The sequence below is a fragment of the Burkholderiales bacterium genome (genome assembly GCA_013695435.1).
Classification (GTDB): domain Bacteria; phylum Pseudomonadota; class Gammaproteobacteria; order Burkholderiales; family JACMKV01; genus JACMKV01.
This window is the reverse complement of sequence record JACDAM010000073.1, coordinates 1-20961: the sequence shown is the minus strand read 5'-3', so window position 1 is coordinate 20961 and position 20961 is coordinate 1. Positions and strand designations below refer to the sequence as shown.

General features: G+C 59.0%; 19 protein-coding genes, 1 tRNA gene and 1 pseudogene. 4 read left to right on the top strand and 17 right to left on the bottom strand.

The window, feature by feature from the left end; all coding sequences use genetic code 11:
* Window positions 1-895 (bottom strand): integrase family protein (locus H0V78_04290; GenBank protein ID MBA2351022.1); only part of this gene is annotated, 895 nt, incomplete at its 3' end.
* Between the two features lie 81 nt (window positions 896-976).
* Between H0V78_04290 and H0V78_04285 the strand changes: the two genes are divergently transcribed.
* Window positions 977-1082: transfer RNA gene (locus tag H0V78_04285), tRNA-Ser, on the top strand.
* An 85-nt stretch (window positions 1083-1167) separates the two neighbouring features.
* On the opposite strand, the gene H0V78_04280 is transcribed toward H0V78_04285, so the two are convergent.
* The 3 genes from H0V78_04280 to H0V78_04270 form a co-directional block, all read right to left on the bottom strand.
* Window positions 1168-1548 (bottom strand): hypothetical protein, encoded by a 381-nt coding sequence (locus tag H0V78_04280; protein ID MBA2351021.1) that lies wholly within the window; start codon window positions 1546-1548, stop codon window positions 1168-1170.
* 568 nt (window positions 1549-2116) lie between these two features.
* Entirely contained in the window at window positions 2117-2401 is a 285-nt protein-coding gene (locus H0V78_04275; GenBank protein MBA2351020.1) for a type II toxin-antitoxin system RelE/ParE family toxin, read from the bottom strand.
* Window positions 2373-2627 carry a ribbon-helix-helix protein, CopG family gene (locus tag H0V78_04270; GenBank protein ID MBA2351019.1) on the bottom strand — a complete coding sequence of 85 codons (255 nt, stop codon included), beginning with the start codon at window positions 2625-2627 and terminating at the stop codon, window positions 2373-2375. Before H0V78_04270 ends, H0V78_04275 begins: the two co-directional genes overlap by 29 nt.
* A gap of 190 nt (window positions 2628-2817) precedes the next feature.
* Here H0V78_04270 and H0V78_04265 point away from each other — a divergent pair, with 190 nt between their 5' ends.
* Window positions 2818-5295 carry a hypothetical protein gene (locus tag H0V78_04265; GenBank protein MBA2351018.1) on the top strand — a complete coding sequence of 826 codons (2478 nt, stop codon included), beginning with the start codon at window positions 2818-2820 and terminating at the stop codon, window positions 5293-5295.
* Here the strand turns inward: H0V78_04265 and H0V78_04260 are convergent.
* The 8 genes from H0V78_04260 to H0V78_04225 form a co-directional block, all read right to left on the bottom strand.
* Window positions 5292-5576: a type II toxin-antitoxin system RelE/ParE family toxin gene (locus H0V78_04260; protein ID MBA2351017.1), complete on the bottom strand. Its 285-nt coding sequence runs from the start codon at window positions 5574-5576 to the stop codon at window positions 5292-5294. The two genes, H0V78_04265 and H0V78_04260, sit on opposite strands and share 4 nt — an antisense overlap.
* Window positions 5548-5802: a ribbon-helix-helix protein, CopG family gene (locus H0V78_04255; GenBank protein MBA2351016.1), complete on the bottom strand. Its 255-nt coding sequence runs from the start codon at window positions 5800-5802 to the stop codon at window positions 5548-5550. Before H0V78_04255 ends, H0V78_04260 begins: the two co-directional genes overlap by 29 nt.
* 170 nt (window positions 5803-5972) lie before the next feature.
* Window positions 5973-7649 (bottom strand): ATP-dependent DNA helicase RecQ, encoded by a 1677-nt coding sequence (locus tag H0V78_04250; protein MBA2351015.1) that lies wholly within the window; start codon window positions 7647-7649, stop codon window positions 5973-5975.
* Between the two features lie 119 nt (window positions 7650-7768).
* The gene (locus tag H0V78_04245; protein MBA2351014.1) at window positions 7769-8281 is read right to left on the bottom strand and encodes a hypothetical protein; all 513 of its coding nucleotides are present in this window, start codon (window positions 8279-8281) and stop codon (window positions 7769-7771) included.
* A 221-nt stretch (window positions 8282-8502) separates the two neighbouring features.
* Window positions 8503-9072: a hypothetical protein gene (locus tag H0V78_04240; protein MBA2351013.1), complete on the bottom strand. Its 570-nt coding sequence runs from the start codon at window positions 9070-9072 to the stop codon at window positions 8503-8505.
* 71 nt (window positions 9073-9143) lie between these two features.
* Window positions 9144-10472: a YIP1 family protein gene (locus H0V78_04235; GenBank protein ID MBA2351012.1), complete on the bottom strand. Its 1329-nt coding sequence runs from the start codon at window positions 10470-10472 to the stop codon at window positions 9144-9146.
* A gap of 244 nt (window positions 10473-10716) precedes the next feature.
* Window positions 10717-12231 (bottom strand): ABC transporter permease subunit, encoded by a 1515-nt coding sequence (locus tag H0V78_04230; GenBank protein MBA2351011.1) that lies wholly within the window; start codon window positions 12229-12231, stop codon window positions 10717-10719.
* Window positions 12228-12986 (bottom strand): ATP-binding cassette domain-containing protein, encoded by a 759-nt coding sequence (locus H0V78_04225; protein MBA2351010.1) that lies wholly within the window; start codon window positions 12984-12986, stop codon window positions 12228-12230. The genes H0V78_04230 and H0V78_04225 overlap by 4 nt, the downstream gene beginning before the upstream one ends.
* A 120-nt stretch (window positions 12987-13106) precedes the next feature.
* On the opposite strand from H0V78_04225, the gene H0V78_04220 reads away from it, so the two are divergent.
* Entirely contained in the window at window positions 13107-14384 is a 1278-nt protein-coding gene (locus tag H0V78_04220) for an MFS transporter (protein ID MBA2351009.1), read from the top strand.
* 338 nt (window positions 14385-14722) lie between these two features.
* Here H0V78_04220 and ftsB read toward each other — a convergent pair whose 3' ends face one another.
* From ftsB to H0V78_04195, 5 genes and pseudogenes are all read right to left on the bottom strand, one after another.
* Window positions 14723-15025 carry a cell division protein FtsB gene (gene ftsB / locus H0V78_04215; GenBank protein ID MBA2351008.1) on the bottom strand — a complete coding sequence of 101 codons (303 nt, stop codon included), beginning with the start codon at window positions 15023-15025 and terminating at the stop codon, window positions 14723-14725.
* Window positions 15022-16305 carry a phosphopyruvate hydratase gene (eno, locus tag H0V78_04210; protein MBA2351007.1) on the bottom strand — a complete coding sequence of 428 codons (1284 nt, stop codon included), beginning with the start codon at window positions 16303-16305 and terminating at the stop codon, window positions 15022-15024. The genes ftsB and eno overlap by 4 nt, the downstream gene beginning before the upstream one ends.
* Window positions 16306-16386: 81 nt before the next feature.
* Window positions 16387-16680: pseudogene (locus H0V78_04205) on the bottom strand (GIY-YIG nuclease family protein).
* A gap of 21 nt (window positions 16681-16701) precedes the next feature.
* Window positions 16702-17574, bottom strand: coding sequence for a 3-deoxy-8-phosphooctulonate synthase (gene kdsA, locus H0V78_04200; protein ID MBA2351006.1), 873 nt, complete (start codon window positions 17572-17574; stop codon window positions 16702-16704).
* Window positions 17575-17686: 112 nt separating this feature from the next.
* Window positions 17687-19354: a CTP synthase gene (locus H0V78_04195; GenBank protein ID MBA2351005.1), complete on the bottom strand. Its 1668-nt coding sequence runs from the start codon at window positions 19352-19354 to the stop codon at window positions 17687-17689.
* Window positions 19355-19661: 307 nt separating this feature from the next.
* Here H0V78_04195 and H0V78_04190 point away from each other — a divergent pair.
* On the top strand, window positions 19662-20961 hold a 1300-nt coding region (locus tag H0V78_04190; GenBank protein MBA2351004.1), incomplete at its 3' end, for a phosphoenolpyruvate carboxykinase (GTP).

Genomic DNA, 20961 nt, shown 5'->3' with positions numbered 1-20961 from the left:
GTATATGGCGCGCCTTACCGCTTTTAGCTGACTCACCTTTGACCGTCAGTAACGATCGATCCAACGCGCACTGCGGCCAGCGCAAATTGAATACTTCTCCCTGCCGCATTCCCGTATTCAGCGAAAGCAAAACCATCGGCTTCAGATGGTCGATAAACGGCCGTGCTCGCAGGTCTGGAAGCAGCACATAGCCGCGCTCACGACGCCACAGGTTCGCGCTCGCTCGCCCTGCCCGTTCGCGCTCCTCCCTTGCGTCCAGCGCCGCGCGTAATCGCGCCTCTTCATCATCCGACAGAAACCGCACCATCTCGCCGTCGGTTTCCTTGAGAGGAGAGAAGCCTTTTAACGGATGCTCGGTCAGTTGCTTGAACTTGACCGCGACGGATAGCAGACCCTTGAGCATCACGATGTCGCGGTTGATGGTCGATGGTTTGGTCCCGCGTTTCAGACATTCGCCGCGCCACTTTTCCAGTATCCACGGCGATATCGCGTTCAGTGGTCTGGCATAGAACTTTGCAAAGCACTTCCTGATGCGCCCGACAGTCTTGTCCGGGTTTCTGTGATGGGTCGCAACCCAAGCCTTGTATTCCTGTTCAAGGAATGATTTCAGCGTGTGCTCGACCCTCGGCTTGTCTTTCGGGTCGGCGCCTTTCGTGATGCTGGCCAGGGTCTGCCTGGCTGCTTCTCGTGCCGCAGATACCGTCATAAGCGGATAGCGGCCGATGGCGTGTCGAGTCTGCCGGCCGTCTTTTTGGCGGTAGCGCACAACGTAGGAAATGACGCCGGATGGCATCACGCGGACACCGAAACCCTGCATCTCGGTGTCGGCAATATCTTGCTGCTTCCTGCCCGGATTGATATCCCTAAGCAGTTCCCGCGTGATCTTTACTTTCATGCTGTGGACTCACTGTGGACTTAACCGGCAATATACGCCCACATACAGCAAAAGACAAAGACGGACCTAATAAGCTGACTTGCACCGAGATTTATTACTAGGATGGACACCAGCGAACGACGGCAAACCCGGCTTTCGGCCCCTCCTAAGGGGTAGGTCGCACGTTCGATTCGTGTTCGGGGCGCCAGTCGCATTCCAGCAGCTTCACGACGATTTATTATTCGCTGGCTCTTCTGAAATGCCCCTCTCTCGCATGTATGCCTGGAACGATCTCAAAGTTCCTGACGCGCAAAGCAGATGAAGAAACATATTTCCCGAAGATCGGGCATCGAAAAATACAAGGTTTGCCTGGGTTGAAATACTGCATCTCGCTTCACGAGTTCGATAGCTATTCGACCAGGTTCCGGAAGGGAAATTTTCTCAGAAAACTCGATGCGCTTACCGCTTTCTCCTAGAAGGCCGAATGCGTGATTGGCGCGCCACATCACATGCATCGAACCGTCAGCACTGCAATCTCTATCCTTATCGACAATACCGAATCGGTGAACCAGGCAGTTTCTGGCCTTTTGGATCGAGACGATAAACTCAGTGTGCTCGGGATTCCCTGGAACAACCTTAAATCGGGTTTGCAGCAAGTTCAGCTTTTCTTCCAAGCCAGCGGTATGAAATTTTGCCTGTACTTTCTCGGGGTCCCCGAACTTGTCCTGCCCCTTGTTGTTTTCGATCAGTAAGCAATATCTATGAACAGCATCACAAAAAAAGGCGAAGCATTCAATTAAATCGCGGAACCCGCAACCGATCAGCCAAAGTGCAAAATCGCGTTTGAAAATCGAGATTTCTTCCGTAGACGCGTCCGGCGGTCCAAACTCGATCTCGAATCCCTTCAGCCGCTGCGCTACCTCCGATAACTTATAGTCGTTGAAATCTGTGCGTGAGGCTGCATGAGACCAAGCCCTAACAAAATTTCCGTTCGGCGTATCGTTCCATCCATTATTTCCTGAAGCTTCTAGGTATCAATTCTGATTGCTTCCATGATCAGACCCAATAAACCTTCAGCACTTCTTCACCATAACGATTAAGCCTCCGCAGTAATTTCCGGGGGCGTATCAAGTGATACTCATCAGGGATGATCAGCGTTCGATTCTTGTTCCGGCGCCGATACCGCTGCAACAAAAACCAGCAGATAAATGGGAGTCATGCTGCGAGAAGCGGATTTCCGAACTAGATATCCTCCGGCCAACGCCGGGAGGTGTGCAGTACACGCAGAATTTCAACGTCGCTCCCGCGCACCCGATAGGGAAGGATATAAGGCAGACCCGCCATGATAAATTCTCGCGTTCCCGCAACACGGCCGGGCCGCCCAATCGCCGGCTGGATTGACAATGCTTCGGTTTGCTCGATAAGTTCCAGAATGACTCGCGCCGCGGCGGGAGGACTGTCGATTCCGATATAAGCCGCGATCTCGTCGAGATCGCGCTCAGCGCGCTTTGTCCAGCGCAGCCGCAAGCTTTTTCTCCCATTTAGCCTTCAGCTTGGCGTGATCGATCAGATTGCCCTGATCCGCTTCGCGGACACCTTCTTCTATGGCGGCAATCTGCCATTCGTTGATTTCGAGGTATTGCCTGACTGCCTCGGCGGCCAGAAATGCCCGGCTGCGTTCGGTCGCCTTGGACAACTTATCAAGACGCTGTTTGAGGTCTGGATCCAGCCTCAAGGTCATCGGTTCGCTCATTTCTCTCGCCATGTATACAAAGAATACATTGTTATGCCAGCGATCTTGTTGTCAACGCGCTTTCAAGACGACTTCCGCAGCGCCTTGTTGTAGATCGTTCTATGACTTTGGTCATAGCCCATAAGTCATATTTTCATTTGCCCGCGGCCGGATCATGATAGGCGTTCCCTCACGCCGCAGGAGGCACATCGTGGACGCCCATGTAGCCCGCAGCACAATCAATACGCTGTTGTACCTGACCTTCGCAGCCATCGCGCCGGGCGTCTACGCCGACGTCTTTACGGTCAACAGTGTCACGGACGCCATTGACAGCAACCTTGGCGACACTGCGTGCCTGAGTTCGGCCGGAGAATGCACGCTGCGCGCTGCCATTCAGGAGTCGAATGCGTTATCCGGCAATGACTCGATCACGCTTCCGGGCGGCAACTATGTGCTGACAGTGCCGCTCGCAAACCCGATCGGTGAATCGCCGAATGACGATCTCGACGTTCTCGACAATCTGACCATCAACGGCGCCGGCGCGGGCACGACTTTCATCGACGGCAACGACGCGACGCGCGTGATGAACATCACGCTGAACGGTTTGCTGGTGTGCGATTCGAGCGGCGACAAAGTCATACGCTACAAATTGGCGACCGGCGGCTTCGCGCAAACTGTCATTCCTACCGGCAGCGGCGGGCTCGATTTCCCGGGCGCGTTGGTCCGCAAACCGAATGGCGGCGATGTGTTCGTCGGCGGTTTCACGAGCGGTGTGAATCGCTATTCGCGCGACGGCAGCTTTCTCGGCAGCTTCATTTCTTCGGCCAGCGCGCCCGGCGTGACCGATATCGCCTTCGGACCCGGCGGTCATTTGTACGTGACCAAATTCCAGCCCGGCGCGGGCAGCATCCAGCGCTTCAATGGCGCGACCGGCGCGTTCATCGATACCTTCGTCGGTATCGGCAGCGGCGGCCTTGGCCTGCCGAACAGCATTGTGTTCCGCGGCAGCCATCTTTATGTGACGAGCGTCAGCCCCGACGCGGTGCTGCGCTACAACGCGAACACCGGGGCGTTCGTCGATACTTTCGTGCCCGCATTCAGCGGCGGCTTGAGCACAGCGCGCGGACTTACCTTCGGTGCCGATGGCCGGCTCTATGTCGCGAGCGAAGCCAACGATCGCATCCTGCGCTACAACGGCACGACCGGCGCTTTCATCGATACCTTTGTCGCGGCAGGCAGCGGCGGGCTCGACGGGCCGACGGATATTTCGTTCGGACCCGACGGCAATCTGTACGTGATCAGCCGCCACACCGGGCAGGTGCTGCGCTACAACGGCACGACCGGCGCTTTCATCGACGTATTCGTCGACGATGGCGATGGCGGCCTTGGCTTCGCCGCATGTCTGAGTTTCGAATCCGGCATCGGCGTTGGCCCGACGGTCAACATCTCCGGCGTGACGATCCGCAACGGCCGCGGCGGCAGCTTCGTGCAGGGCGGCGGCGTATCGATCTCCCAAGGCAGCACGCTGACCCTGGCGCGCAGCGTGGTCGAAAACAACGACAGCAACGAATTCGGCGGCGGCATCAGCAATGGCGGCACGCTCAACGTACGCCGCAGCACGATACGCGGCAATACGCTGCCCCTCGGCGGTTGCGGCGGACAGACCTCATCGGGCGGCGGCATTCTGAATTTCGGCGGCGCGGTTGCGGACATCGACAAGAGCACGATCAGTGGCAATTCGGCATGTCGCGGCGGCGCGATCCGCAACGCCGGCGGCGACTTGCGCATCAACAACAGCACGTTGAGCGGTAATCGCGCCGATGCGCGTGGCGGCGCGCTGATGAATTTCGGCGATGCGGCAATCGCTTTTTCGACGATCACCGATAACCAGGCGAACGTCGGCGGCGGCGACAACGGCCTGACCTTCGGCGGCGGCATCTACAACGCCGGCAACCTCAACATGGGCAATTCGATCCTCGCGGGCAACACCGACAATCGCAGCCGCTTCCAGCCCGGCTACTCGCCGGATTGCTGGAGCAAAGTCACGGCTGCGACGCCCGATGCGGCGGCGCTCACCTCGTTCCGCGGTAATGTCGTCGGCATCAGTAACACCAATTGCAACATCGCCGACACCATCACCGGCGATACCGCGTTCGATCAGATCGGCATCGTCAACGATAGCGTCAACACGCCGCTCGATCCGCAACTTTCCGCGTTGGCCAGTAACGGCGGGCCGACGCGCACGCACGCGCTGCAATCGGACAGCCCGGCGATCGATAAAGGCACGGGCAATTCGAGCGCGACCGGAAATTCGTTTTTCAACTGCTCCAACCGCGATCAGCGCGATTTCGTTCGACCGGTTAATGGCGACGGCGTGGGCGGCGCGCAGTGCGATGCCGGCGCATTCGAGTTCGGCGCGATCCTCGGTTTGGTCATTTCCGATATCGTGTTGCAGTTGCTGCAAACGCTGCGGCCATTCCTGCCGCCTCGCTTGCTGGATGCCTTGATCGGCAGGCTGGAAAACATCGAAAGCGCCGCGACTGACGGCGACCACACGAAAGCGTGCGCGGGCTTGCAAAGCCTGAACGACGAATTGCGCAACCAGGCGGGCCGGAAGATTCCGGTCAAGCAAATGGAAAAACTGCTGTCGGGCGTGCAAAAAACGCGGGTGATGCTGGCGTGCGTTTAGATGTCTTCCGGCCAGCGGCGCGAGGTGTGCAGAACGCGCAAAAGCTCGACGTCATTGCCGCGCACCCGATAGGGAATAATGTAAGGCAGGCCCGCGATGATAAATTCGCGGGTTCCTGCAACACGACCGGCTCGCCCGATCGCCGGCTGGATCGACAATGCTTCGGTTTGCTCGATGAGTTCCAGAATGACCCTTGCCGCGGCAGGAGGGCTGTCGATTCCGATATAAGCCGCGATCTCGTCGAGATCGCGTTCAGCGCGCTTTGACCAGCGCAACCGCAAGCCGCTTCTCCCACTTGGCTTTCAGAGTTGCGTGATCGATCAATCTGCCCTGATCCGCCTCACGGATGCCTTCCTCGATCGCGGCGATCTGCCATTCGTTCAATTCCACGTACTGTCTGACCGCCTCCGCAGCCAGAAACGCCCGACTGCGTTCCGTCGCTTTGCACAGATTATCGAGACGTGCTTTCAAGTCTGGATCCAGCCTTAAAGTGATCGGTTCACTCATCTTGTGACCTTTGTATACAAAAATTACATTGTTTACGCCGGCTATCCCGTTGTCAACGCGCAATGTCAGGATGATTTCCGCAGCGCCTTATTTCTGGATACCGTGACAGATAACCCGCTTCCTCACGAAACGCTCCTCGCAATGACACGTTGCGCTTTTTCCAACAACCCCTAAAGTTTCCTGACGTAGTCGCTGTGAAATCTCCGCGTCTCGCCTTGGGCGAACGCGATGGTCACGATTTCGCCTTCGATCTGCTCGATCGTGCCTTTTCCGTGCCTCGCCAGCCTGACCTTGTCGCCGACACGAAAGCGTGGCGACAGGTTTTCAGGCTCATGCGTTGCGGTTTGGGAAGCGTCCTCCGCCAAGATCGATACGGGACACAGACAATTGTCGCAATGCCCGCAATTTTCCCAATCGACTTTCTCGCCAAAATATTCCAGCAGAATTTTCCAGCGGCAGCGCCCTGTCTGCGCATACAGCATCATGCGTTCGAGCTTGCGCTTGTCGCTCTCGGCTTTCTGTTCGAAATGCGCCAGCATGTTGTCGAACGGCTGAACACGATGGTCATTCGTTGCTTGCAGCAACCGGAATCTGGCGCCGCGGCTTTCCGTGACAAGACCGAGGTCTTTCATCATCGCCAGCACAATGCGGACTCTGGATCGGGCGACTTCGCTGGCCGCATCCTGGATGCGCGTCAAATCCACCGCGGCTTCGCTCGCGCGTAAGTCCTGCAAGGCGTGGTGGACGCAGACGATGTCTTCGATGCGCGGATAGCGGCCGGCCATGAAGAAAAGCTGCGTGCGGCGATCGCCGATGTCGTAGAGCAGAATGCAGCGAGCCGGTTTGCCGTCGCGTCCGGCGCGCCCGGATTCCTGGTAATACGATTCGAGGTTAGCCGGGAAATCGTAGTGAACCACGAAGCGGATATCGGCTTTATCGATGCCCATGCCGAACGCATTGGTCGCGATCACCGCCTTCGGCTCGCCGGCCGTGAAGCGATCCTGATTTTCGGTGCGCTCGCGCTTTGGCAATTTGCCGTGATAAGGGACGACGTCGAATCCGCTGTCGACGAGCCGTTCGGTGATCGCTGCAACGTCCTTCACCGTCGCGCAATACACGATGCCGTTGCCTTCGACTTCCCGCAGCAGACGCGCAAGATGCAGCAGCTTCTGCTCGTCGCTGACGACATGCACGACTTCGTAGCACAGATTCGCGCGCATGACGCCGGTATTGATGACGTGCATGTCAGGCAGGCCGAGTTGCTTGCGGATATCGTCGGCGACTTCCGCGGTAGCGGTCGCGGTCAACGCAAGCACGCGCGGCTGGCCAAGCGCTCGGATCGTCCCGCCCAGACTCAGATACGCGGGGCGAAAATCGTGGCCCCATTGCGAAATGCAATGCGCTTCGTCGATGACGAACAGATCGATCCTGGTCTTGCGCAGCAGTTCGATGAAGGCGGGATCGGTCATGCGCTCCGGCGTGGTGAAAACGAAGTCGTTTTTGCCGGACGCGATGGCGTTGAGCGTGGCGCTTTCTTCGCTGGCGGAGAGCGTGCTGTTGACCTCGAACGCCTGCACGCCGAGCGCCGCAAGCTTGCCAGCCTGGTCTTTCATCAACGAGATCAACGGCGAGACGATGATCGTCGTGCCCGGCAAATGCAGCGCGGGCAATTGATAGCACAGCGATTTGCCGGCGCCGGTCGGCATGATGGCGAGCGTACTCCTGCGCTGCAAAATCGAGTGGATGACCTCTTCCTGACCGGGCCGCAGCGCCTCGTGGAAGAAAGTTTCGCGGAGCAGGCGCGCGAGCGCGGCACGCACTTTGCCCGGTCGCCAACTGGTAGTCATGGGAAAGTGCTCTGATTCACAAAAAGGGAAATACGACGATGCAAGCGCTGGCCGAACGGAGTTCGAAACCGGCCGGGGAAGCGGAAAAGAAATGTGAGCCGGGCCGCGGGAAAGCGGCGTTATTTCGGCGCCTTGATGGCCGCGCTGTAATCGATCGTCTGCGTAACGTTTTTGTCGCCGGTGCTGACTTCCAGTTTGTGCGGCAGGCCATCGGCAGTTCCGATCCACAGCTTGATGTCGCTGGTCGGCAGGTTCGGCGCTTTCTGGTTATAGGTGTAGATCGCCATGGCTTTTCCGTCGCGCGTTTCCTTGCCGAACAGCTTGCAATTGCTGATATTTTTCCTGCCGTATTCGATCAGATCGGCGCGATCTTTTTGCGTCAACTGAACCGGTGATTTCGCCCACCTGCCGTCGCGCTTCACGAACATGCCCTCCGGCGTTTTCATGATTTCGCCCGCTTCCGTGCCGGCCCTGCCGGACATGGACGTTTTGACGCTGTAGCGATCGGCTTGCGATTGCGCGATCTGGGCGGCCAGTACAGGTTCGCAATCGGGTTCTGCTGCGCTGGCGCAGCTTGCGCCGATCGCCGTCCACAAGCAGACGAGAAAGACTGCTCTTGTCGAAGTTCGCATAGATACCTTTTGATTGTGACGGCCTTGCGGGAAACGTGAACGCAACGCGGCTCAAACAGTCTGGGATTCAGAAGCGCGGTAACGTTCGACTGCTTCGCATAGCTGCCCCACTGACAAAGTCGGTAAAAACCAGTTTAGCGCATGGCGTGTCCACTGAGCGAAGAAGACCACCGATCTTCGCTTGGGTCAGACCGGCATCGGGCGCCGCCTGGTTTCCGGCATTATTTCATAAAACCCTTGATCAAATTTCCGATGCCCGCGGGCAATTCCAGCCCGCCTTTCGGCGCCTGGATTTCCGCGCCATGACTGATGAACTGGGTGATCAGCGTGCTGCCCGATTTGACTTCCGCTTTATGCGGCAGACCGTCCTCGTTGCCGATCCAGATTTTGCCCTCGCTCTCTTTCTGGCCTTCGACTTTTCCCTTGTAGGTATAAACCGCGGTAGCCGCACCGTCCACCGCTTCCCTGCCTACCGCTTTGCAATCGGTCAGCGTCACTTTACCGGGATCGGCGAACTTCATGATTTCCTCACGGCTCGACGCAATCGGCGATTTGATCCATTGCTCGTTGAGTTTGATGTACATGCCTTCCGGCACGATCATCGCCTCGGTTTCGCCTGAGTTCTGGCCCGACGTCAGCATTCGCACTTTCATGCGTTCGGATTTCAGATGCGCGTCCATCGCTTTGCGCACCGGTGCGCACGCGTCCGCCGCATTGGCATTGAAGGCTATACCCGGATTCGCCAGACTTGCCGCGAAAATAACTGTCAGTGCATTCGACCAGCCCTTCATTTTTCTTTCTCCTTGTTGATTGTAAGTTTCGATCGTATCGCCAAACTGGGGGCGGCCGCAGGCCGCCTGGTTTATTTCTCAGCTTCAGTTTTCATTGCTTCGAGTTTGGCGACGTCGACTTTGCCGAGCGCGTTTTTCAATTCACCGACGTCGACACCGGACCCTTCGGCCTCGACCTTGAAGCGCTCGCCGATCATCATCGACACGGCGCCGGAATTCGATTTCCGATCGTATTTCTCGCGAATCTTGCGGTCACCGAAGGTCGTGGTTTTTTCGTAACCGGTGTCGGTAATTTTTTCGCCGGCGTTGTCCATGTTGCTGGCCATAGCTGCCAGCCCGCTCAGATTGCCGGTATCTTCGATCTTGACGGTGATGCGTTTTTTGTCGCCCCCCTGATAGAGGCCGGTCGCGGCCGCCATCACGACGCCCATCGCGGCGGATTTCTCGGCCTCCGCCGATAGCCGTTTCATGCCCGGCAGATCCGCCGGCAGCAAGGCGCGCAAGTCCTCGACCGCGACGACCTCGGCCTTGCCGCTGCCGCCCGCCATCTGGCTCAACGCCGCCAGCATGTCACCCATCGCTTGCGCGCTGTCCGGCCCGCCCTTTTCCGCCTTGGCAGCAGCGGCTTCCATTTGCTTGCTCAGCGTATCGAGTTTTTCGAAGCCGGAGTTCGGGGGTTGCGGCGCTGGCTGCGATATCGTGCCGCTGGCCATGCCTGGCGCCGGTGCGCTACCGACCGCCGCCGGCATGGGAGCGCCCGGCCCGCTGACGCCGATCAGCGCGGCCGCGATGAATGCGAACACGATGTTCATCAGAATCGCGCAGATCACGACGACAACTGTATAGCCCAGTGTTTTTTCCCGCGGCGCTTTCATGACCGTCATCAGCCCGTGGTAAAGCAGGTACAGGCCGTACAACGACAGCAGGACGCCCAGCATGCCCAGCGCGGGGATCAGCAGCAGGAAGCCGGCCACCCAGCTCGGCGTCAACGAATAGGCGGCAACCTTTAGTGCCTGCCCCTGATCCTTCCGCGCCCCGAACGTCGGCGCCAGCGCATTGATGATCAGCGAAATCAGATAAACCGCGACCAGCGCAAACGCGAATGAAGCGATCGCCTGGCCGATGCCGGCTCCGATTGGTGTGCGGTAAGTGCCGAGCAAGGGCACGCTCATGCCGATCACGGAAAATCCGATAAACGCGCACAGCGGTCCGATCGCGGCGAGCGGCGCGATGTATTTTTTGTACAGCGTTTGCGTCGAGGTCGTTTCGGGCTCGATGACCAGCCATTCCTGCTTCGGCTTGAGCAGGATGTTTTTTGCCCGCTCCACGGTTTGTATCGATTGTTCCGGTCCCGACCATCCCTCGTTGCCCGGTCCGCCTTCCGTCCATTGTTCGGCCATTCTGCCTCCTCCCTCCGGTTTGTTTTCCATCAAGGTCGCCAAGCTTCGCTGCATCGACTTTACAGTCCAGCGCGGCACGCAATTTTTACGCGAATCGGGGCCGGCGTATATAAGCCTTTTGGCCTAGGGTCATCGCGAGGCGCGTTTTTGCAACGAAGCAATCCAGGCCCTTGATATTACTAAAGGTGAGATTGCTTCCCCCGGATCAAGTCAGGGGCTAAAGGCTGCTCGCAATGACGGCTTCTTAGGCCGCCCGTAGCCCGGCAGGAATCCACCAGCGCTGAACCAGCGCGAAGCCGCCTTCGATCAGGAGCGCAAGCGCCGCTGCCGGAATGGCGCCGGACAGCAGTATGGCATTGTCATTGACGGCAAGGCCGGCCGCGATGCGCTCGCCATAGCCGCCGGCGCCGATGAACGCGGCAATGGTCGCGGTGCCGACACTGATGATCGCCGCCGTCTTGATGCCTGCCGCGATCGACGGCGTCGCCAGCGGCAATTCGATGAGGCGCAGGCGCGCGAACGCCGGCAACCCCAGAGCGCGCGCCGATTCGAGCAGTCCTGGCGCGATCGAAACCAGTCCGCTGTGGGTATTACGGACGATAGGCAGCAGCGAATACAAAAATAGCGCGATCAGCGCCGGCAGCGTGCCGATCCGGTTCAGCAGCGGAATCAGGAACGCCAGCAGCGCGAGCGAAGGGATGGTCTGGATTACGCTGACGCTTGCCAGAATCGCGGATGCGGCCTGTGGCGAGCGCGCCGCCCAGACCCCGAGCGGAATGCCCGCTGCGACGGCGGCCGCCAGCGAAACCAGCACCAGCACCAGATGCTCGCGCGTCAGCCGCCAGAAATCCGGGCCGAACAAAAGATCGATGAAGCGGCGTTTTGCGGGCGCACCGGCGCCGGAGCGATCGCCCGCAAGGAACTTTTCCGCGATTTGCGCGAAGCCGATGCCGCCGAGTTCGGCTTCGGCATTCATCGCGATCATCCGCCCGGCCGCAATGCCGCCTTCGAGCTTTTGCAGCGCCGCCCAGGTTTTCGGCAAACGCCGCGGCAGATCGGCGCGATACAGCAAGACAGCGTCATAGGCCGGAAACACCTTGCGATCGTCGCGCAACACGCGCAAATCGTATTCCGCGATTTTCGCATCGGTCGAATAGATATCGATGACGTCGATCTCACCAGCGACGAGCGCTTCGTAGGCGAGGCCATGATCGATCGCGCGCGGGGCAGTGAACGGCAAATCGTATGCCTGTCGCAACGCCGGCCAGCCGTCCTCTCGTTGCAAAAATTCCTGCGACAAGCCCAGCGTCAATCCGGGGTGTCGCGCCAGATCGGAAACGGCGCTGATTGCCAGCGCCGCCGCTTCAGCTTCGCGCATCGCCAGGGCGTAGCTGTTGTTGAACCCGAATGGAATGCCGGCGGCGAGCCCAAGCGGCGCGAGCTCGCGATTGATCGCCGCAAGATCGCTGGCGTCCGATTTCAACAATTCTCGCGCGATCGTCCCTGTGTATTCCGGATACGCGTCTATGCTGCCGGCTTGCAAGGCCGCGAATACGATGCCGGTGTTGCCGAGCCCGGGCCTGTGCACGACCTGTGTTTCCCCGGCGCTGCGCGCAGTCTGCGCAACGATCTCGCCGAGAATGTAGGATTCGGTGAAACGTTTGGATGCGATCGTCAGCCCATCCCGCGCGTCCGCTGCATTCGCAGCGGTTGCAAAGAGCGCGCTGAGCAGAATGATCGCGCGCGCCACAGCGCTCATCCCGGCCTGGCCTCTCGGATTTTGGCATCGAGTATCGATTTCTGCGCGCGAATGAAGTCGCTCACGAAGGGCTCGGCGGGGCGTTCGATCAGATCGTCGAGCGCGCCGCGCTGAACCACGCGACCGTCGCGCAGCAGCACGATGTCGTCGGCGAAATGCGCCGCCTCATTCATGTCGTGGGTGACGAGAATCACGGTTTTTTGCAGCCGCGCGAAAATGCTCTTGAGCTCGGTCTGCAACTCGGCGCGAATCAGCGGATCGAGCGCCCCCAGCGGTTCATCGAGCAGCAGCAGCTTGGGGTCGAGCATCAGCGAGCGCATCAGGGCGATGCGCTGGCGCTGGCCGCCAGAAAGCTGCTGCGGATACTGTGCGAGCAGTTCGCCGCGCAGATTGACGAGCGTGCGCAACTCCTCGATGCGCGCTGTGATCCACGCCAGCGGGCGCTTCAGAAAGCGCGCGAGCAAAGCGACATTCTGCCGCGCGGTCAGGTGCGGGAACAGCCCGCCGTCCTGAATCACATACCCGATGGTGTGCCGCAACTGATTTTCGTTGTCGGCGTGCATCTCGACGCCGTCGATCGCAACGCGCCCCGAATCCGGCCGCACCAGACCGGCGATCAGGCGTAGCAGCGTCGATTTTCCGCAGCCGCTCGGGCCGATCACGACTGTGGTCTGGCCCGCGGCGAAGGGCAGCGTGGTCGCCGCCAGCGCGGGCTGGCCATCGAAAGTCCTCGATACGCGGTCCAATGTAATCATTCGGGCTGGTGTGGTGCGAACGGCAGGACGAGCAACGACTCGAAGTATAGCCGCAGCCCTTCCCTCTTTTTGCACGACCGCATCGAATGACAGAAAACATCAGCGGCGCGGCGCGCAGTCTTGGCGCCACCCCGCTACGCCCCGGGGTCGTTCTCGCTTTGCGCGTGCCTGATCCTGACGCTGTCGGTCGGCATCCGGCAGACATTTGGCCTGTTCCTGCAACCGATGAGCGTCGATCTCGGCTGGGGCCGCGAAACGTTCGCGTTCGCGCTCGCCGCGCAGAATCTGGTATGGGGCCTGGCGCAGCCGTTTGCCGGCATGATCGCCGACAAATTCGGCGCCGGGCGCGTCGTCATCACGGGCAGTCTGCTTTATGCGCTCGGCCTGCTGTTGATGGCCTATGCCGATACCGCGCTCGGGCTCGATCTATCGGCCGGCGTGTTGATCGGCCTTGGCTTGAGCGGCACGACGTTCGGGGTGGTCATGGGTGTCGTCGGCCGCGCAGTCAGCGCGGAAAAACGCAGCATGGCGCTGGGCATAGCCGGGGCCGGCGGATCGTTCGGACAATTCATCATGCTGCCCTATGGACAAACGCTGATCAGCTCCTGGGGCTGGCAGGCTGCGCTGATTGGGTTTGCGCTATCGACGCTGCTGATCGCCCCGCTGGCGTATGGAATGAAGAACAAAAGCGCCGCCTTGAAAAACGGCAACGAACCAGAAATCAGCGACGGATTGAAAAGCATCGGCGGCCCCGCCGCGCACAGCATTCAGCCCGCGGCAACGCACAGCATGGCCGCGGCAGTGCGCCAGGCTGCCGCCCATCAGGGCTTCTGGCTCTTGACGTTCAGCTTTTTCGTGTGCGGTTTCCAGATCGTTTTCATACTCACGCATTTGCCGGCATTCCTGCTCGACCGCGGCCAGACGCCGACTATCGGCGTGACAGCGCTCGCGCTGATCGGGTTCTTCAATATCATCGGCTCGTACGGCTGCGGTTTTCTCGGCGGACGCTACAGCAAGAAGCGCATACTGTCGGCGCTGTATTTCGGCCGCGCATTGGTCATTGCCGCGTTCATTGCGTTGCCGGTCACGCCGCTGACGACTTGCCTGTTCGCTTCGGCAATCGGGCTTTTGTGGCTGGGCACGGTACCATTGACCAATGGCCTGGTCGCGCAGATTTTTGGCGTCCAATACATGTCGACATTATTCGGCATCGTTTTTCTCGGTCATCAGCTCGGCGGATTCATCGGCGCCTGGTATGGCGGCTACGTATTCGATGTGACGGGTTCGTATCAGACCATCTGGCTGAGCGCAATTGCGCTCAGCGTGCTGGCCGGACTGGTCTGCTGGCCGATCGACGAGCGCGGCGTTGCGCCGGTCTATCGGGAACAGCCGGCGTGAGCCAGGCGAACCGCGAGGCATGAGTTCGGCGCGTGAAACTGGAAAACGCCCGCAGGAGAAAATCGTGAAACGCAATTTCTGGGTCTGGTCGCTGCTGATGCTGTTGGCGATCCTGATCAGCTCGCTGGCCTTCCGCGGCTATATGAATCCGGCGCTGCTGATCAATTTCGCGAATGCGTTCTACTGCTGAACACGCTTAGGAGGCTCTGACAATTTTCATTCCCGCGCACGCGGGAATCCAGGGTTTTCTGAACTTACCTGATTTGCGCATCTTCTGGATTCCCGCGTGCGCGGGAATGACAGGTCATAGGGCTTGCTTAGCGCCTTTCTTGAGGCGATTATTTATCTGCCCCCGTTTCCTTCGGAACCTGAAAATAGATTTCGCCTGGTTTGACGAGGCCCAGGTCGCTGCGCGCGCGCTCTTCGATCGCCTCGGAGCCGGACTTCAGGTCGCGAACTTCGGCATCGAGCGCGCGGTTGCGGCTTTCCAGTTGCCGATTGATTTTTTTTTGCGCCTCCACGCGCTCGGCATTAGCGTGCGCATCCCGCCAACTGCCTTTGCCGAACCACAACGGATACTGCACAGCGGCGATCAGCGCCAGCAGCGCAAGCGTCAGAAATCGTGCGGCGGTTTTGCTCAACGCAGATGGCGAAACGCTGTGCGGCCCGGGTAGCAGGCGGTAGCGCCGAGCTGCTCTTCGATGCGCAGCAACTGGTTGTATTTCGCGACGCGGTCGGAGCGCGACAGCGAGCCGGTCTTGATCTGCATCGCATTGCTGGCGACGGCGATATCGGCAATCGTCGTGTCTTCGGTTTCGCCCGAGCGATGCGATATGACGCTGGTATAGGCGTTGCGCTTGGCCATATCGATCGCCGCCAGCGTTTCGCTCAGGGTGCCGATCTGGTTGATCTTGATCAGCACCGAATTGGCGAGGCCCTGCTGGATGCCTTCCTGCAGAATCCTTGTGTTGGTCACAAACAGATCGTCGCCGACCAGTTGCAGCTTGCCGCCAAGGCGTTCGGTCAGTACTTTCCAGCCCGGCCAGTCGATTTCCGACATGCCGTCTTCGATGCTGATGATCGGATATTTTTCGACCCAGCGCCCCAGGTAATCGGTGAATTCCGACGCGCTCAAACTGGTTTTTTCGGAAGTTAGATGATACTTGCCGTCCCTGAAAAATTCGGAGCTGGCGCAGTCGAGTCCGAGCGCGACATCCGATCCCGGCAGATAACCGGCAACGTCGATCGCCTGCATGATGAGCTTGATCGCGGCTTCGTGATTTTCCAGGTTCGGCGCGAAGCCGCCCTCATCGCCGACGGTTGTCGCCATGCCTTTGTCGTCGATCAGCTTCTTCAGCGCATGAAACACCTCGGCGCCGCAGCGCAACGCATCGCGGAAGCTTTGCGCGCCGACCGGGATGATCATGAATTCCTGGATGTCGAGATTATTGTTGGCGTGGGCGCCGCCGTTGATCACGTTCATCATAGGCACCGGCAGCGACATCGGCCCGGAGCCGCCGAGATAGCGGTAGAGCGGCAAGCCGGATTCCTCGGCAGCGGCTTTGGCGACGGCCAGCGACACGGCTAGCAGCGCATTGGCGCCGAGCCGCGATTTGTTGTCCGAGCCATCGAGTTCAATCATGGTCTGATCGATCAGCGCCTGCTCCATGCCTTCGAGCCCGATCAGCGCCTCGCTGATTTCGGTGTTGACGTGTTCGACCGCGCGCAACACGCCACGGCCGAGATAGCGCTGCTTGTCGCCGTCGCGCAATTCGATCGCTTCCTTGTGGCCGGTCGACGCGCCGGATGGCACCGAAGCTCGCCCGAGCACGCCGGATGCAAGCATCACATCGGCTTCAACGGTCGGATTGCCGCGCGAATCCAGGACTTCACGGGCTTTGACTTCCACGATTGCAGTCATGATTGAATTTTCTCGTCAGTTCAAATCTTCTTATCAGTTCTAATATTCGTTTGTCATTCCCGCGCACGCGGGAATCCAGTGCTAACCGATAATATCGTTATACAAATCCTGCCACTCCGGGTTTGCAGATTCAATTAATTCCAGCTTCCATGCCCGATTCCACTTCTTGATCTGCTTTTCTCGCAGAATGGCTTGAGCGACCTCACGGTGCTGTTCATACCAGACCAGGTTCTCCACGCCAGCGTTTCGTGAAGCCACCAACGAACTCGTTCTTGTGTTGCCATACACGCCTTATCAAATCACTTGTGATACCAAGATAAAGCGTGCCGTTCTTTGATTCGCGAGTAGATAAACGTAGTAGTGCTTTTCAGTCATCTACTGGATTCCCCCCCCGGCTTAAAGCCTGCTGGGGCAAGGTTCGCGGGAATGACAGTCAAAGGCCTCTTCCGCGAAACGGCGCTGCTTAACAAGGTAATCAATATCCTTAAGAGTAAGAAGCAGATCCTTCATGTGTTTCAGCGGCCAGGCGTTTGGTCCATCGGACAGCGCATGCTCCGGATCCGGGTGCGTCTCCAGGAAGATTCCGGAGATGCCGCTGGCGACGGCGGCGCGCGCCAGCACCGGGATGAACTCGCGCTGACCGCCGCTCTTGCTGCCTTGCCCGCCCGGTAACTGCACGGAATGCGTCGCATCGAAAACGACCGGACAACCGGTTTCGCGCATGATCGCGAGCGAGCGCATGTCGGATACCAGATTGTTATAGCCGAAAGAGGCGCCGCGCTCGCAGACCAGGATATTGTCCTGTCCGCTCGCCGCCCTCGCCTTGTCGACCACGTGCTTCATGTCACCGGGCGCCAGAAACTGGCCTTTCTTGATATTGACCGGTTTACCGGCGGAAGCTGCAGCATGAATGAAATCTGTTTGCCGGCACAGGAAAGCCGGCGTCTGCAAAACATCGACGACCGCGGCGACGGCGGCGATCTCGTCGATTTCGTGAATGTCGGTCAGCACCGGCACGGTCAGCTCGCGCTTAACCTCGCCTAAAATCTCAAGTCCTTTGTTCATACCCAAGCCACGAAACGATTTTCCGGAGCTGCGATTGGCCTTATCGAAAGACGACTTGTAGATGAACGGGAAGCCCAGTCCGGTACAGATTTCCTTCAGCGTTCCGGCGGTCGCGAATGCCATGTCACGCGACTCGACCACGCATGGGCCGGCGATCAAAAATAGAGGCTTATCGATGCCGACTGCGAAACCACATAAGTTCATCGGGTGGCCATGTCCCGCTGGCAAAAGCTGAAAACAGCCGGCACGCGGAATGCCTCGCCTCGTTGCGCGCGGTCGAAGCTATTTCCCAACCTCATCCCGTAGTAGAAATAACTCAAGCGATGTTCTTCAACTTATTGTTTTCAAAAATATCTGTTTGAAAAACAGAATAGCGCGCCGCAGCATTGATGAACGCCTTGAACAATGGATGCCCGGCTCGCGGCGTCGATGTAAATTCAGGGTGGAACTGGCAGGCGACAAACCACGGGTGATCAGCGAGTTCGATCATTTCACACAAACGCTCCGCGGCCGAAATGCCGCCGATTTTCAGGCCGGCTCTTTCCAGTTCCGGCAGATAGCGGTTGTTGACTTCGTAGCGATGCCGATGCCGCTCGACGATCCTGTCCGCGCCATACACCTTTTGCGCGAGCGAGCCGGGTTCGAGCACGCATTCCTGGCCGCCGAGACGCATGGTGCCGCCCAGCTCCGAATCCGTGCCGCGCGTTTGCAACTGCCCGTCGCGGTTTTGCCATTCGCTGATCAGCGCGATCACCGGGTGTGGAGTGTCGGAATCGAATTCGGTGCTGTGCGCATCGGCGAAGCCAAGACGGCTGCGCGCGAATTCAATGACGGCAAGCTGCATGCCGAGGCAGATGCCGAGATACGGGACATGGTTTTCGCGTGCATAGCGGATCGCCGCGATCTTGCCTTCGACGCCGCGCTTGCCGAAACCGCCCGGCACCAGGATCGCATCCGTGTCGCGCAGGCAATCGACGCCCTGCCGTTCAATATTTTCCGAATCGATGTAATGAATCCTGATTTTCGCGCCGGTATGCATGCCGGCGTGTGTCAGCGCTTCCGACAGCGATTTGTACGATTCGGTGAGATCGACGTACTTGCCGACCAGCGCGATATTCACCGACTGGCGCGGATGCTCGAGCGCATAAACCAGCTTTTGCCACACCGACAGATCGGCCGGCCGCGCTTCGATTTCGAGTTTCCTGCAGACGATCCCGTCGAGATTCTGCGCGTGCAGCATGCCCGGAATCTTGTAGATGCAATCGACATCGACGGCCGAAATCACCGCTTCGACGTCGACGTTGGTGAACAGCGCGATTTTGCGGCGCTCGTCATTCGGCAACGGGCGGTCGGCGCGGCACAGCAGCACGTCGGGCTGGATACCGATTTCGCGCAGTTCTTTGACCGAGTGCTGCGTCGGCTTAGTCTTGATTTCGCCGGCGGAGGCGATGTAGGGCACCAGCGTCAGGTGAATGTAGCAGGTGTTGTTGCGCCCGATCTGGACGCCCATCTGGCGGATCGCTTCAAGGAACGGCAGCGATTCGATATCGCCGACCGTGCCGCCGATCTCGACGATGGCAACGGCCGCGTCGTTGGCGCCGTGCTTGATGAAGTTCTTGATCTCGTCGGTAATGTGGGGGATGACCTGCACGGTGCCGCCAAGGTAATCGCCGCGCCTTTCCTTTTTTATGACGCTCTCATATATCTGGCCGGTCGTGAAGTTGTTGCGCTTGCCCATTTTTGCGGTGACGAAGCGCTCGTAATGGCCGAGATCGAGATCGGTTTCGGCGCCGTCTTCGGTCACGAACACCTCGCCATGCTGGAACGGACTCATCGTTCCCGGATCGACATTGATGTACGGATCGAGCTTGAGCAGGGTGATGTTGATGCCGCGCGATTCGAGGATGGCTGCAAGCGACGCGGCGGCAATTCCCTTACCCAGGGATGAAACGACGCCGCCGGTAACGAAGATGTACTTGGTCATGACAACCGCAAGCCAGGAAAAACGAATGATAGCCGAAAAGAAAAAGGCCGGACAGATCTAAGCTGACCGGTTCCAGTTGCCGCGGTTTGAGTCCGCGGAAGTGCCTGATGAATGACAAGTCGAAATTGCCTCGTCGCATAAACCGCTCCTCACAACGTCAATTTCACTACTGTCATTGCGAGCACAGGCGAAGCAATCTGGCCTTGCTTCCCTGGCCGGGAACACTTTTACCCTCCGCTGCGGAGTGTGGCAAAATCAAAGATCAGCCCCATTCTGTTTCACTTCCGCCCCACATCGGAAAATCGCCATGGACCAAAGGACTGCTGTCCCCAATACAAAAGCCCCCGATTACGTCAAGCACGAAAAACTGAAAGCCTGGGTTGCCGATATGGCCGCGCTGTGCAAGCCCGACAGCATCCATTGGGCCGATGGCACCGTCGAGGAATATGACCGTCTGTGCCAGCAGATGGTCGATTCCGGAACCCTGATTCGTCTGAACGAGAAGCTGCGCCCGAACAGCTATCTCGCGTTGTCCGACCCGACCGACGTCGCGCGTGTCGAAGACCGCACCTTTATCTGCAGCAAGAACAAGGACGACGCCGGCCCGACCAATAACTGGATTGCGCCCGGCGAAATGCGCACGAAACTGAATAGCTTGTTCGATGGCTGCATGCGCGGACGCACCATGTATGTCGTGCCGTTTTCGATGGGCCCGCTCGGCTCGCATATTTCGCACATTGGCGTCCAGCTTTCCGATTCGCCGTATGTCGTCGTCAACATGCGCATCATGACGCGCACGGGCCGCAAAGTTCTGGACGTGCTCGGCGCCGACGGCGAATTTGTGCCGTGCATGCATACCGTCGGCATGCCGCTTGCAGCCGGTCAGAAAGACGTGAAATGGCCGTCGAACGCGAAAGTAAAGTATATCGTCCACTTCCCCGAAGACCGCGAAATCTGGTCTTACGGCAGCGGCTATGGCGGCAATGCGCTGCTCGGCAAAAAATGTTTCGCGCTGCGCATCGCCTCGACCATGGGACGCGACGAAGGCTGGATGGCCGAGCACATGTTGATCCTCGGCGTGCAATCGCCGCACGGTGAGAAGACGTACGTGACCGCGGCTTTCCCGAGCGCGTGCGGCAAAACCAATTTCGCCATGCTCATACCGCCGCCCGCCTTCGACGGCTGGAAAGTGACGACGGTCGGCGACGATATCGCGTGGATCAAGCCCGGCAAGGATGGCCGCCCCTATGCGATCAACCCCGAAACCGGTTACTTCGGCGTGGCGCCGGGGACTTCCGAGCAATCGAATCCGAACGCGATGGCGACTCTGAAGAAAAACTGCATATTCACCAACACCGCGCTGACACCCGAAGGCGATGTCTGGTGGGAAGGCATGACCAAAACGCCGCCGCCGAAACTGACGGATTGGCAGGGCAAGGAATGGACGCCCGAAATCGCCAAAAAAACCGGGCGCAAAGCCGCCCATCCGAACTCGCGCTTCACCGCGCCAGCATCGCAATGCCCGTCGCTCGATCCGAACTGGGAAGACCCGAACGGCGTGCCGATCTCGGCGTTCATCTTCGGCGGCCGCCGCAGCAACACTGTCC